Source organism: Azospirillum sp. B506 (assembly GCF_000333595.1).
Taxonomy (GTDB): Bacteria; Pseudomonadota; Alphaproteobacteria; order Azospirillales; family Azospirillaceae; genus Azospirillum.
This window is the reverse complement of the sequence record NZ_BADK01000823.1, coordinates 1-13,462: the sequence shown is the minus strand read 5'-3', so window position 1 is coordinate 13,462 and position 13,462 is coordinate 1. Positions and strand designations below refer to the sequence as shown.

General features: G+C 67.4%; 14 protein-coding genes. 6 read left to right on the top strand and 8 right to left on the bottom strand.

All coding sequences use genetic code 11. From position 1 onward, the window contains the following. Positions 1 to 53 precede the first annotated feature (53 nt). Positions 54 to 473, bottom strand: coding sequence for an SRPBCC family protein (locus I71_RS25660; RefSeq protein WP_049976329.1), 420 nt, complete (start codon positions 471 to 473; stop codon positions 54 to 56). 349 nt (positions 474 to 822) lie between these two features. Here I71_RS25660 and I71_RS25655 point away from each other — a divergent pair, with 349 nt between their 5' ends. Beyond that, positions 823 to 1,023: a heavy-metal-associated domain-containing protein gene (locus I71_RS25655; protein WP_042700521.1), complete on the top strand. Its 201-nt coding sequence runs from the start codon at positions 823 to 825 to the stop codon at positions 1,021 to 1,023. A 92-nt stretch (positions 1,024 to 1,115) separates the two neighbouring features. On the opposite strand, the gene hemP is transcribed toward I71_RS25655, so the two are convergent. The 4 genes from hemP to ftsE form a co-directional block, all read right to left on the bottom strand. Beyond that, positions 1,116 to 1,283, bottom strand: a complete 168-nt coding sequence (hemP, locus tag I71_RS36460; protein ID WP_083897402.1) for a hemin uptake protein HemP — start codon at positions 1,281 to 1,283, stop codon at positions 1,116 to 1,118. Positions 1,284 to 1,421: 138 nt separating this feature from the next. Continuing rightward, positions 1,422 to 2,063, bottom strand: a complete 642-nt coding sequence (locus I71_RS25650) for a YdcF family protein (RefSeq protein WP_042700529.1) — start codon at positions 2,061 to 2,063, stop codon at positions 1,422 to 1,424. Between the two features lie 25 nt (positions 2,064 to 2,088). Then, the gene (locus I71_RS25645) at positions 2,089 to 2,982 is read right to left on the bottom strand and encodes an ABC transporter permease (RefSeq protein ID WP_042700517.1); all 894 of its coding nucleotides are present in this window, start codon (positions 2,980 to 2,982) and stop codon (positions 2,089 to 2,091) included. Positions 2,983 to 2,986: 4 nt separating this feature from the next. Then, a complete protein-coding gene (gene ftsE / locus I71_RS25640; RefSeq protein WP_042700514.1) occupies positions 2,987 to 3,706 on the bottom strand; it encodes a cell division ATP-binding protein FtsE in 720 nt (239 codons plus the stop codon). A gap of 160 nt (positions 3,707 to 3,866) precedes the next feature. On the opposite strand from ftsE, the gene I71_RS25635 reads away from it, so the two are divergent. From I71_RS25635 to I71_RS25620, 4 genes are all read left to right on the top strand, one after another. Next, positions 3,867 to 4,649 (top strand): 1-acyl-sn-glycerol-3-phosphate acyltransferase, encoded by a 783-nt coding sequence (locus tag I71_RS25635; protein WP_042700524.1) that lies wholly within the window; start codon positions 3,867 to 3,869, stop codon positions 4,647 to 4,649. Positions 4,650 to 4,774: 125 nt separating this feature from the next. Further along, entirely contained in the window at positions 4,775 to 6,622 is a 1,848-nt protein-coding gene (locus I71_RS25630) for a DUF2491 family protein (protein ID WP_042700511.1), read from the top strand. A gap of 25 nt (positions 6,623 to 6,647) precedes the next feature. Further along, positions 6,648 to 7,073: a DUF350 domain-containing protein gene (locus I71_RS25625; RefSeq protein ID WP_042700508.1), complete on the top strand. Its 426-nt coding sequence runs from the start codon at positions 6,648 to 6,650 to the stop codon at positions 7,071 to 7,073. A gap of 153 nt (positions 7,074 to 7,226) precedes the next feature. After that, entirely contained in the window at positions 7,227 to 7,997 is a 771-nt protein-coding gene (locus I71_RS25620) for a hypothetical protein (RefSeq protein ID WP_042700503.1), read from the top strand. A 137-nt stretch (positions 7,998 to 8,134) separates the two neighbouring features. Here the strand turns inward: I71_RS25620 and I71_RS25615 are convergent, their stop codons facing one another. Both I71_RS25615 and I71_RS25610 read right to left on the bottom strand, forming a co-directional pair. Next, complete coding sequence (locus I71_RS25615; protein ID WP_042700500.1) at positions 8,135 to 8,833, bottom strand: hypothetical protein; 699 nt, start codon at positions 8,831 to 8,833, stop codon at positions 8,135 to 8,137. A gap of 106 nt (positions 8,834 to 8,939) precedes the next feature. Next, on the bottom strand, positions 8,940 to 9,821 hold the full coding sequence (locus tag I71_RS25610; RefSeq protein WP_042700497.1) for a LysR substrate-binding domain-containing protein: 882 nt from the start codon (positions 9,819 to 9,821) through the stop codon (positions 8,940 to 8,942). Positions 9,822 to 9,928: 107 nt separating this feature from the next. Between I71_RS25610 and I71_RS25605 the strand changes: the two genes are divergently transcribed. Continuing rightward, positions 9,929 to 11,116, top strand: a complete 1,188-nt coding sequence (locus I71_RS25605) for a PLP-dependent aspartate aminotransferase family protein (RefSeq protein ID WP_042700492.1) — start codon at positions 9,929 to 9,931, stop codon at positions 11,114 to 11,116. A 109-nt stretch (positions 11,117 to 11,225) separates the two neighbouring features. Here I71_RS25605 and I71_RS25600 read toward each other — a convergent pair whose 3' ends face one another. Further along, positions 11,226 to 12,620, bottom strand: coding sequence for a replication initiation protein (locus I71_RS25600; protein WP_042700489.1), 1,395 nt, complete (start codon positions 12,618 to 12,620; stop codon positions 11,226 to 11,228). Between the last annotated feature and the right edge of the window lie 842 nt (positions 12,621 to 13,462).

Here is a 13,462-nt window from a genome sequence, read left to right as displayed (position 1 = left end):
CTCCCTCGGTTATTCTTTTGGACACATGACGTCTGAGGTGTCGTTTTCGTGATTCAGGAATGAAGCAGTCCGCGCAGGCGGGCCATGCCCGCGTCGTAGAGATCGCGGACGAACCGTTCGGCCTCCAGTTCCGTGCACCGAAGCCGGTGAAAGGTGGCGGTCCAGTGAAGCTCGGCCTGCCCCTCTCCATCGGGCCGCAAACGCAGTTGCGCCAGCAGGTCGGCGACCGGGTAAGGACCCTCGATCACCGTGTAGGTGTAGGCGTCGTCGACTTGGCTGACATGTTCCAGCCGGTGGACCACCGGCGTGCCGTCATAAAGCCGCAGAAGCCTGAGCGCCCCCTTCCCCGCCCCATCCACGGTCATGGAGATGGCGCCTGGATACCAGTCGCCGACGGCACCGTCCCACCGCACCAACGGCCACACGCGGCGCGCCGGGACGGGCAGAAGGGTTGTTGCTGTGACCAGAGGCATCGCGGCGCTCTTTTCATGGAGTTCCCCCTGGGGCGAGGGGTGCTCCTTATCAGCAAGGCCCATGCCAGGAAGGAAGAGCCAAGTTGTCACAGGAGAAACCTTTGGAATAACGGACTTTTTGCAGCGCACACAAAATCACAAGCCGACAAAATTTCTCGATTTCGAGATTTCTTCACAGAAAATCGTCTATAATACGAGACTAAATCTCATTTTTGAGACATTGGTTCAGGGCGTACCGATCAGGCCTTGAGTGGTTGATCGGGCCTGCGGAATGCCGCTTGACTTTCCAATCGCTGGAAGGTGCAGCCTATCGCAATCACACATCACTCACCGCCAATGGAGAGGCCCCATGCTGACGTTGAAGGTTTCCGGGATGACCTGCGGCCACTGCGCCCAGACCGTGACCAAGGCCGTGGAGGCGATCCCCTCCGTGGAACGCGCCTTGGTCGACCTGAAGACCGGGGAGGTCGCCATCGAAGGCAGCGCCGACCAATCCGCCATCCGCCAAGCCATCGAGGATGCCGGTTATGAGGTACAAGACCGGACGTGAAACGTCATCACCTAAAAGAAAATGGGCGCCGGACCAGTATGGCCGGCGCCCATTCTTGGTGACGTCTTCCCGGAAGGTTCTTTGAAGGTCTTTTATTTGGTCAGGATCAGCTTGTTGGCGCGGGTCACGCGCAGGCGGTAGCTCTGCCCGGCGTGCTGGATCACGATCTCGCGGCTGCCCGACATCAGCCGGGCGGATTCGACCACCGGCAGGGATGCGGCGACGAAGGAGGCGGGAGCGGAGACGGCGATGTCGTGCATGGCGTGTCTTTCTTGCTGAACGGACGTTGCGGTCGGCGATGTCCGGGCGTGAACCCTGAACAGGACCCTACCCTCGCCCGCCCCTAATTGCAAGTCATTCTCATTCGCTGTTTGACATCCGCGTCCGTCTCGTCCGCATCACTCACGGATCGCCCGTCGGACCGTCCAGCGCAGGCCCACCACCAGCAGCTTGTTGTACTCGTTGACCAGCAGGTTGGCGGTTCCAGGCCACATCCACCAGTCGTCGAGATGGACGGTCGGAGCGACGACGGGATGGGGAACCAGTTCCACGTCGGGCATCGCCATCGACAGCTCCAGCAGGCTGCGGCGCATGTGGTAGTTGGCGGTCACCAGCCGCAGCGACCGGAACCCCTGGTCGCGCATCCAGTCCGCGGTCTCATAGGCGTTGCCGATGGTGCTGTCGGCGGAATAGCCCAGCGTGATGCAGCATTCCATTTCGGTCGGAGAGCGGCGGGACAGCTTCAACAGCTCCTGCACATCCACCCCGTCATAGACGCCAGAGACGAACAGCTTCTTCGCCCGCCCGGCAGCCAACAGTTCCAGCCCGGTCCCCAGCCGGTGGCTGCCGCCGGTCAGCACGACGATGGCGTCGGTCGGCCGTTCGGCATCGGCACCGCTGGGAGACGAACGCGGCACGTCGGCCGCATACCAGAACAACCCGGCCAGCCAGATCACCGCCAGCGCCAGCATTCCGGCCACCAGATGCGCGACCGCGCGCGCCATCATTCCGCCGCCGCGCCGCCGGTAACCGTGGCTCATGGTGCGGCCTGCGTCACAGCCCACCTCATGGCATGGACTCCAACGTGCGCAGCACGGTCCAGCGCGCGGTGACGAGCGCCAGCACGGCCAGCGCAACCGGCACCAGCAGCAGGGCCACCCATTGCCAGGGCTGCAATGTCAGGTCGGGCAGCAGGCTGGCCCGCAGCCCCTGCGAGGCACGGTGCAGGCCGTACAACATGCCGCCGGCCAGCAGCAGCCCGATCCCGCCACCGCGCAGGCTCAGGCCCACCACATGCCGTTCGAACTGGCGGGAGACATAGCGGTCGGTGGCGCCCATCAGATGCAACAGCTCGACCACCGGCCGGTGAATGGCTAGGCCCGTGCGTACCGCGAAGACCACGGTCATCACCGCCGCGGCCCCGATCAGCACCACCACCCCCAGCGCCGCCAGCCGGATCGCCCCGGCGAAGGAGCGCAGATCGGCCAGCCATACCGCGTGGTCGTCCAGCGTCGCGCCCGGTGCGGCGGAGGTCAGACGCAGACGCAGGGCGGCGACATCGACCGGCCCGTCAGCAACGACGTCGATCAACCGCGGCATCGGCAGCAACGGGTCCGTCGCCCCCGCCCCCAGCCATGGCTCCAGCAGCCGGGCGATCTCTCCTCCGCCCAGCAGGGTCGCCGTCCGGATTCCGGGGAAGGAGCGCAGCACGGTCAGCGCCGCTTCCGCCCGCTCGTCCAGCGAAGCCACGGGAGCACCCGGCATCGGCGCTACCTGGACGGTCAGTCCGCCGGCCAGCCCGCTGTCCCAACGCTGCGCCATGTCCGACACCAGCATGGCGCCGGCCAGCGCCAGCGCAGCCAGGAACGCCATCAGCGCGCTGATCCAGCCGAGAAAACGCGAGGAGGGATCGATCGCCAGGGGAAGATCGGAACGGGGCCGCACCGGACGAAGCGCCATGCCGCTACTCCCACGCTGGGTCATTGGCCCGCGCGTCCTTCGCGCGGGCCTCGACGCGGCCACGCGCCGGCAACACCATCAGCCGGCCATTGTCGAGATGAAGGCGCGGATGGTCGAACCGGCGGATCAGCGCCTCGTTGTGGGTGGCGATCACCACGGTGGTCCCCAGCTTGTAGAGTTCCTCGAACAGATAGAGCAGCCGCATGCCGATGCCGTCGTCGACATTGCCGGTCGGCTCGTCGGCCAGCAGCAGCCGCGGCCGGTTGATGACCGACCGCGCGATGGCGACCCGCTGCTTCTGCCCACCGGACAAGGTCGAAGGCTTGGCATGGAGGTGGTTGCCGAGACCGACCCAACGCAGGATCTCGCTGCAATGGGCGACGACGTCTGCCTCCGGCGTGCCGGCCATGCGCAACGGCAGCGCCACATTGTCCAGCGCCGACAGATGGTCGAGCAGGGCGAAATCCTGGAACACCACGCCGATCTGACGGCGTAGTTCCGGCAGGTCGCGGCGGGTCACCAGCGCCATGTCGCGGCCAAACAGGGTGACCAGGCCGCGCGACGGCCGGTGGGCCAGATACATCAGCTTCAGCAGCGACGATTTGCCCGCCCCGCTGGCGCCGGTCAGGAAATGGAAGGATCCCGGCTGAAGGGTAAAGCTGATGTCCCGCAGCACCTCCGCCTCGGTGCCGTAGCGCAGGCCGACATTCTCGAAACGGATCACGGTTCCACCACAGCTGGCCAACCCTTCGCGCCCCACCCCTCCACGCTCGGGACAATGCACCCGGCCGGGGGCGGAGTCCACCCTGCCCCGCAAACGGCGCCCTCTCTCCGACCGCGCGGAATACTTGAGAAGTCGGCAAAGACCTGACAAGTTGCCGGCCATGATCTGGATCCGGTCCCTCGCCTTCAACATCGCGTTCCACCTCTGGACCGCGCTGATGTGCTTCGCCCTGCTGTGGATGCTGCTGCTGCCGCGTCCGCAGATGGTCGCGGTCGTGACATGGTATCTGCGCACCGTCGGCTGGCTGGAGCGAACGCTCGTCGGCATCCGCTACGAGGTGCGCGGGCGCGAGAACCTGCCCGACGGCCCCTTCCTGCTGGCGGCCAAGCACCAGTCGGCCTGGGAAACCATGAAGCTTCACCTGCTGGTGAAGGACCCCGCGATCATCCTGAAGCGCGAGCTGATGTGGATCCCGATCTGGGGCTGGTACGCCGCCAAGGCGAAGATGATCCCGGTCGACCGCGGGGCCGGCGGGGCGGCGATCAAGTCGCTGATCCGCAACTCCCGCCCGGTGCGGGACGAGGGACGCCCCATCGTGATCTTCCCCCAGGGCACCCGCGTGGCGCCGGGCGCCTACCGGCCCTATCGGATCGGCGTCGGCGTGCTCTATGAGAGCCTCGGCATTCCCATCGTGCCGATGGCGCTGAATGCCGGCCTCTTTTGGCCGCGCCAGAGCTTCCTGAAGCGTCCCGGCACGGTGGTGGTGGAGTTCCTGCCGCCGATCATGCCCGGACAGCCGCGCGCCGAGGCGATGCGCGACCTGGAGGAGCGGCTGGAGGCAGCCAGCGACCGGCTGGTCACCGCCGCCGGCGGTCCGCCCACCCTTCGCCCGTCGCCGCCGGAACCGGCACCGGCGAAGCGGACGGCGCCCGCGGTTTCCTGACCGCGGCCGTAAGGGTCGGCCGCAACGGTTAATCCCTTGAGCACCGCCGCTTATCTGCCTACCTTCGCGCAATGAATCGCCGGGAGGGCCGGTTGAACCGGCTCCGGACGACGTGCGAGAGGAAGATGACGCAGACCGCGAAGCCCGACAGGCCCACCCGGTGTCAGGATCGCCGGACGGAGCGATGGCGCGCCGCCGCTGTCGCCCTTCTGATGATGGTGCAGCCGCTGGCGCCCTCCGTCGGCACGATCCTGACCGCTCCCGCCGCACCGGCCCCGGCCGTCATCGCCGCCATGGCGGCGGCCATCGCGCTGACGCCGGACGTGGCCGAAGCCCGCGCCGGATCCAGCAGCCGGTCCTCGGGCGGCTATTCGCGGCCGTCGCGCACCCCGTCCATCGGCAGCAGCAGCGGCGGATACTCCCGTCCCTCGACCTCGCGCACGCCCTCCACCGGAAGCGGCGGCTGGTTCTCCGGCGGGTCTTCGAGTTCGAGCGGCGGCTATGCCCGGCCCGGCAACAGCGCCCCGTCGGTCGCCGCCCCGCCGACCTCGGCCGGTGACAAGGCCTTCAGCCAGCAGGGATCGGCCGACGCGCTGAACCGGTACCGCAGCAAGCAGGAGGCCGACCGCACCCCGCCGGTCCAGCCGAACGCACCGCCTCCCGCCGGCTCCACCCAGGGCGCCTCCACCCAGGGCAGCACCGGCGGATCCAGCAGTTCGAGCGGGTCCGGCTGGGGGTGGGGCTGGGGCGGCTCGTCCTACCGCACCCCGTCGACGCGCCCGGCCCCGGCCAACCCCTATGGCGGCTATGGCTGGACCCCGCCGCCCTACACCGTCAGCGCCCCGCGCCGCTTCGGCATCTGGGACGGGCTGTTCCTGTGGTTCATGCTCGACACGCTGACCCGGCCGGGCCATGCCGCCTTCTTCCACAACAACGCCGACGACCCCGGCTATCGCGAATGGCGGCAGGAGGCCGACCGGCTGGCCCGCGACAATGCGGAACTGCGCGGCAAGCTGGACCAGCTCGACCAGTCGGTGGCCGCCCAGGCCGGCGCCCCGCGCCAGGCCGGCCAGCTGCCGCCCGACGTGCCGGCGGAGCTGGCCCGCGCCGATTCGGCCAGTTCGGCCAGTGCGATGGACAGTGCCAGCGCCGTGCAGGCGTCCCGCGGCTCCGGGCACGGCTTCTGGTGGTGGGGCCTGCTGCTGCTCGGCGTCGCGGTGCTGTTCCTGCTGTGGCGGGCGCGGCGCCGGATGGATGCGCCCGCCAAACCAAGCGCTGTCGCCAACAGCCCTGTTTCCAAGGGAGGATCTGACGTGCCCCTGTTCGGAACGCTCGGCAATTACGTGAACCAGAAGCTCAGCGGCAAGGCCTACAGCCCGTCGCTGTTCCGGCTGGGCATGACGGTCACCATCGACCCCACCCCCTTCCTGCTGGCGGAGGGCGCCACCAAGGTGAAGGCGCCGGACACCGGCAGCGACCGGCTGGTGTCGATCGAGGCGGTCGGCACCGTCACCTCCGGCCCGGCCACCGTCTATCGCCTGCATCTGCCGGGTGGCGGCTTCTTCCAGATCCATCTCGGCCCCGACGGGCAGCCGGACGAGTGCCGCTATTTCACCCCGATCGACAGCATCACCCCGGCCGACGAGGGCGAGTGGGGATTCTGGCTGGACGATGCCGAGGGGATGATCGGCTGGCCGGAGTTCCAGACCAAGGACGGCAAGCTCTATCCCCGCATCTGGCAGCCGGGCGCCAGCCGCATCCAGCCCTTCACCCTTGCCGAGGCGCGCCAGACCCTGCGCGGGACCGAAACGGTGACCAGCCAGTCGATGCTGTACGGCGCCCCCACCGGGGCCGCATCGCCGGCGCCCGCCACCGAATATATCCTGGTGGAGGCGGTGGAGCGCTCCGGCCGCGCGTCGGTCGAGATCGCCGCCGGCATCGACGTGAACCCCGCCTCCCTCTCCCTGTCCTAACCCACACGACAAGAGTGCCGGCCCCATGGAAAGCACCTTCGGTTCCATCCTGACCGCGCTCGGCACCGGCCTTCCGGTGCTGCTGGTCCAGATCGCCGTGACGCTGGCGCTGCTGGCGGCGGGCGTCGCCGTCTACACCCGCATCACCCCCTTCGACGAGCGCCGGCTGGTGGCGGAAGGCAATGCCGCCGGCGGCCTGACGCTGGGCGGCTCCATCGTGGCGCTCGCCATCCCGCTGGCGGCGACGCTGGCGACCAGCAGCGTCGTGCTGGACATCGTGCTGTGGGGCGTGGTGGCGCTGATCCTGCAGCTGGTCGCCTTCGCCGTGGCGACCCTGCTGATCCGCGACCTGCGCGGCCAGATCGAATCGGGCAACGTCGCGTCGGCGGCGACGCTGGTCGGCGTCCAGCTGGGGGTGGCGGTGATCAATGCCGCCGCCATGGCCGGCTAAACAAGGCCGGATGATGCGGGCCGGAAAATTCTCCCCCGAGCGGTAAGGATGGGGGTCTGGTTCCCGGATCGCCCCCACCCCATCTGTGCAGGCGAAGCGTCCGGGGCCTTGGCCCAGGCGCCTCCAACAACCCTCCTTCGACAGGAATCAGCCATGCTTGCCTTCATCCGCAACCTTATGGGTGTCAAGACCGACCAGGCCGTCCAGGGCGCCATGGAGGCGCTGGTCCGCTGGGATCCGAAGTCCGCGACCGAGGCGGAACTGCGGACCATGGAGCAGCATCTCGACGGGCTGGGCCGGCAGGTGGCGGAAGCCCGCGCCATCCATGACCGCGAGCAGCGCGAGGCCGACGAGATCAAGGCCCTGTCGACCCAGCGCATGGCCGCCGCCGAGCATCTGCAGCGCCAGATCGAGGCCGAGACCGACCCGGCGCGCAAGGCCGGCCTGGAAAAGAGCCTGGAGACCGTCGTCGCCATGCTGGAGGAGATGGCCCCCGACATCGAGCGCGAAGTCCGCGACGCCGTCGAGGCGCGCGAGTTCCTGGAGATGCTGGAAAAGAACTATGCCGATGCCGGCGCCAAGCTGAAGTCCGCCCGCGCCGAGCTGACCCGCGCCCAGCGCGACATGGGCCGCGCCGACCAGCAGCGCGCCATGGCCGAGCGTCAGGCCGAAGCCGCCCGTCAGGCCGCCGGCCTTGCCGGCGCCACCAGCGGCCTGACCGTCGCGCTGAAGGCGATGCAGGACACCGCCGCCAAGGATCTGGCCGCCGCCGAGGCCGCCAACGCCAAGGCCAAGCTGCTGCGCCCGTCGGCCCCGGAAAAGGAAGACCCCAACATCGCCGCCGCCCTGGCCGCCGCCTCGGGCAAGACCGCGCCGAACAGCCTGTCCGACCGTCTGGCGGCGCTGAAGGCCAAGCAGGGCTGAGGGTTCGACCGAGTGTTCGGGGGAATCGGCGGGGGAGGACTCCGCCGATCCTTACCTCCTGGGGGCCTCTTGGGGGGATGGAACAGCGTGGAACAGTTTCCGGCGGCTGTTCCATCTTTCCCGGCGGCCGACCCGCCTCACAGACGGCCGAAGGCGGCCTTGCCGCCCTGGCGCTCCAGCGCCGAGCCGAGGCTGGGATAGGGATCGTCGGGATTGACGGTCCAGGGATAGAGGCCCTTCGGCCCCGCCGATTCCGGACGGGCGAGGATGGCGGCGACGGCGCGCGGATCGGGCGGGGTGCGTTCGCGGAAGGCGCCGGGGATGCTGTCGTCGTCGAGGTCCGGGACGCTGTCGGCGGACGGATCTTCAGACGACTGCGGAGGACCGGAGTCGGCCGGCTCGGGTCGCGGCTGCTGCGCCGGCCGTTGCGATGGTTGGGCGCCGAGTCCGTCGAGAAGGCCGAGCCGGTCGGCCAGCCAGCGGACGGTCGACGGATCGCCGGAGGAGACCAGCCGTTCGATCTGCTCGACGACCAGACTGCGCAGCGACGACAGGCGCAGGTCGGCCTCGCGGTTCAGCGCCTGCCGTTCCCACCACACCCTATGACGGAAATCCTTGGACCCGTAATAGGCCCGCCACAGGGTGGTGCGGCTGCACCCCATGGCACGGGCGACATAGAGGAAGCTGCTGCCGCGCGCCAGCATGCCGGCGGCCATGATCCATTGTTCCTCGTGGAACTGCGACCCGGGGACCAGCGAGCCTCCGGACGGCACCGGCGGCTCTTCGGCCCAGAGGGGAAACCGGTCGTCGGCGAGGGTACGGCTGTCGAGGGGCATGGCTTGGCTCCGCAAGGGGGATGGGACGCATGCGGAGAAAGTATAGGAACATTATCCTTTTCTGGGGCGTTTTGTGCAAAATCGGCCTCTCCCGAGAGGGAAGACCTCAATCCGTTGAAAACGCCATCAACTCCGCGATGCAGTCGGCGACGATGCGGGATGGACGACGGTTCGGTGGCAGAAGGAGCAGAGTGCGCGATCGAATTTCCGGCTCGAACGCGCAGGCGACCAGGCCTCGCCCGAGAAAGGGTTCGGCAGTCAACGGACTGACCAGACCGCAGCCGATGCCAGCCTGCACCATCGCACAGATGGTCGTCGAGTAGGGCGTCTCCAGCACGATTTTCGGCATCACGCCATGGGCGGCCAGCACTCCGTCCAGCCGGCGGCGCGCGGTGTCCTCGGGAGCGAGGGCGATGAAGGGCGTGCCATGAAGATCGGCGGGGTGGAGAAGCTCGCGCTGCGCCAGCGGGTGATCGGCCGGGACGGCAATCACCAGGCGCTGCCGCATGAAGAGCGTCGCATCCACCCCCGTCACGTCGATTTCGTCAGCCGCCAGTCCGACATCGAACTGGCCGGAGGCGATCAGATCCTTCACCACGGACGACATGCGCGCCTGCACCGTGATCGACACGTCGGGATGCCGCACCTGGAAGGCACGCAATGCTTTCGGCAGGATGGTGGTGCTGACTGCCGAGTGGCACGCCACCCGGATTTCGCCTGAGCCGAAGTCGCGGATGCGGGCAGCGGCGGCGCGCAGATGGATCAAGCCGGCAAAGGACGAGGCCACTTCCTGGAAGAACAGCCGCGCCTCCTCCGTCGGGAGCATGCGCCCTTTGGCGCGGTGGAACAGCGAAAAGCCGATTTCCCGCTCCAGCTCCTGGATTGCCTTGCTGACGGCGGGTTGCGAAATGCGCAGCACCTCGGCCGCGCGCGATGCGGTGCCGTTGGTCATCACCGCGTGGAACACCTCGACCTGCCGCAGGTTCATGATGGTCTCCCTATAACCCAGGGGAATAAACTAGCTTGAAATCCATATTGGACGAAATAGGGCTGGGGGCGTCATATCGGGGAAGTGTCAGTCAAAGGACGCCTCTCATGAAAGATCTCACCCAATGTGTGGTGAATCCTTCGGCTGCCGCCGAAGGATTCGACAGCCTCAGCGTGCCCGTCCATCGTGGATCGACAATCGTCTTCGCCAATGCCGAAGCTTACGCGACCCGCGGCGACCGCGGACACACCGGCTATAGCTACGGTCTTTATGGCACCCCGACGACCCGGACGCTGGAAGGCAAGCTGACGGCGCTTGAAAATGGAGCCTGGACTTTCCTTCTGCCGTCAGGGCAGGCAGCCAACAGCTTTGCCGTGCTGCCCTTCCTGCAGGCCGGCGACAGGATGTTGATCGCCGACACCTCCTATCCACCGATGCGCGACTTCGCCAACCACGATCTGGTCAAATTCGGCATCGAGGTCGATTATTACGACCCGGCCGATGTAGGCGATCTGGAGCGGCGGATCGACGGACGCACCAAGGTGGTCTGGTGCGAATCCCCCGGCTCCACCACGATGGAGGTCCAGGACCTGCCGGCCATCGCGGCGGTGGCGCACCGTCATGGCGCCCTGGTCGGCTGCGACAACAGCTGGGCCACCCCGCTGAACTTCAAGCCTCTCAACCATGGCGCCGATCTGGTTACCGAAGCGCTGACGAAGTACATCAGCGGCCATTCCGATCTGCTGATGGGATCCCTCACCGTGCGGGACGAGGCCCTGATCACGCCGATCCGCAGCGCTCTCGGCCGCTACGGGATCGGTGTTTCGCCGGATGACGCCTCGCTGGTGCTGCGGGGGATGGAGACGCTGGGCGTGCGGATGCGTCAGGCGTCGGACGGGGCGATGGCGCTGGCCGAACGGCTGGCCGGCCATCCGCTGGTGGAGCAGGTTCTGTATCCGGCACTCCCCGGCTCTCCCGGCCATGCGGTGTGGAAGCGCGACTTCCTCGGGGCCAGTGGCGTCTTCAGCGTCGTCTTCACGCCCGCGGCGACGCCGCATGTCCAGCATGCCCTCGACGTGTTGCGCACCTTCGCCATAGGCGCCTCCTGGGGCGGAACCCGCAGCCTGATGGCGCCGATGCCGGTCAAGCGCAACCGCACCGCCCGCCCCTGGACCGGCGAGGACCTGATCCTGCGCATCAGCGTCGGGCTGGAGGATCCATCCGACCTGCAGGACGATCTCACCGCCGTCCTCGACGACCTCGCCGCAAGGACGGCCAGGGCGCCGACCGCCTGACGGCGGCGGACGCAAACACGCCTCCCAGGTCAAGGTGCAGCTGGGTGTGGAACGGCTCGGAAACGAGACCGCCTTGCTGAGCAATGCGGCCCCAAAAGGCCCCCGATCCTTACGCCTCGGGGGAGCCCACCTTCGCCGCCTTCGCCTTGCGGGCCGCCACCTCGAACGCCACGTCCTCGATCATCCCGGCGGTCAGCGAGGACAGGGCAGACTTCAGGCTCGGCCAGTGGTTCATGCGGGCGGTGTCGGCAACGGCGGCGTTCTTCGCCTTCAGGACGAGACGGCGGCCGCCCTGGGGGGCTTCCTCCACCCGGTCCGGCTCCAGTTCGGCCAGCAGCGGGGCGGGGACCTTGCCCTTCAGGGCGTGCAGGACGGCTGCCCACAGGGCGGTCACGTCGTCGGCATCGGGCAGCGGGCCGAGATCGGCAAGGCCGGCCTCCACCGGGTCGGCGGGGGCGACGGTATCCACCTTGCCGATGCGCCGCGCGCGGCGGCCGGCGCTGTGGCGTTCGCGCTCCAGATAGGTTTCGGCCGCCTCCTCCTCGTCCTTGGCGAGGAATTCAAGGGTCACCGCCTCGATCTTGCGGCCTTTCCGCTTCATCTTGTCTTCCGGCATGCTGACGCGGAAGGGGGCGAGCTGGTTCACCTCGGCGATCGCGCGGTCGATGGTGCGGGTGCGCAGGATGCCGAAATCCTTGTAGGCGCCCTCCGGCACATTCATCAGCTTGCGCAGCGTGTCGATGTCCAGTTCCAGCGACGGATAATCCATCTGGTAGCGCTGCATGCCGATCTCGTAGAGCTTCAGCGCGTAGGTGCTGGTGACCTTGACCATCGCCGGGCCGGACAGCTTGGCCCACAGCTGGGACGAGCGCTGGATTTCCAGGAAGGCGTCGGTGAACTGGAAATGGATGTCGGCGGCGTCGCTGTCCTCCTCCTCCTCCGGCCGGACATAGCTGGAGAGGATGCGCAGTTCGGCACGCGACCGGCGGCCGCGGAAGGGACCGATGACCACCAGGCTGGAATCGAAGATCTCCTTCAGCGCGTCGAAGATCCGCTCGTTGCCCTTGTGGTTGCCACGCACCACACGCTTGGGCATGCGGTAGAGCTTGTTGGCGAAATTCTGGCTGCCGGCCAGATGGATCATGAAGTTCAGCATCTTCTGCGCCGGCAGCGACAGCCGCGTGCCGTTGGCGGGATAGCTGTAGACCGCCTCCGCCGCCTTGATCAGATGCTTGTAGCCGTCACGCTCGAAGGTGGCGCTGGCGACGCGGGCGGTCAGGCCGGCGACCGGAGCTGCAGCCTCCGCAGCAACCGACGGCAGGGTGGATGCCGCGCCGTCGCCGTCGATCACCGCACCGCCGGCCAGATCCTCCGGCCCAAGAACGACGAGGCCGGATCCGGCCTTTCCCGATTCAGCCGGCACCGTGAAAGGCGCAGCCGCGTCCGACGGGACGGACTCCTCCGCCACCGTGCTGCGCGCCTTCCTGCGCCCCGTCCCCGCCATCGCCGCCCTCCAACGAAATCGAGGGAGGCTAAATCAATCCTTACCAGAAAAACAAGTAAGGAAAGGGTCACGCCGCAGAATCCTTTTCATCCTTACATCCGGGGGGCGGAACCCTTACGCCCCGGGGGGTGTGCGACTCGCCCCCGCCCGGTAAGGCTGTCTCCCCCATGCTGTAAGGAAGATTCGCTGCGACTCGTGGAGTCACCTGGAGATTCGCGCCGACGAATCCTCTTAAAAGGGAAAGGGAGTCGCGAACGCCTGCTAAGTGCCGGATCCGCCACGGCTTCCAAAGTGCGAATCTCGACCGGAACCACCCTCAGACATCCTCACACGATCCGAATCGGCACGACTCGATTCGCAAAACCGCCTGGGAGAGATGCGTGCCATCCTTACTCCCTGGGGGCGTGGCGGCATTTTTGCTGTTCAGGGGTCTGTGGGCAAGCGCCATCCTTACGGCTTGGGGGCACTCGAAGCCGGATCTATGCCCCCAGGAGGTAAGGATGGGAGGATCGAGTGGACCATGATGCGCGATTCAAGCGGCGTGTCAGGACTCACAAGGGCTTACACGCCCCCAGGATGTAAGGAAGCCCGCCCCCGAGCCGTAAGGATCGGAAAGCGGGCTTATCGGCCGCAGCGGAGGCAGGATCCAGCCCCCCAAGGAGTAAGGATGGAGAGAAGGAACAGACTAAATTATTGATTTAAAACTATATTCTTAATGCGCTGCCAGCAGGAACAGGCCCTGGCCGAGATAGACGCTGGCGGTTCCCATCACCAGATAGCGGCTCCACAGGCGGAACTGGGCGTCGCTCATGCGGTCGAGAACACGGCGGGAGAGATTCGTG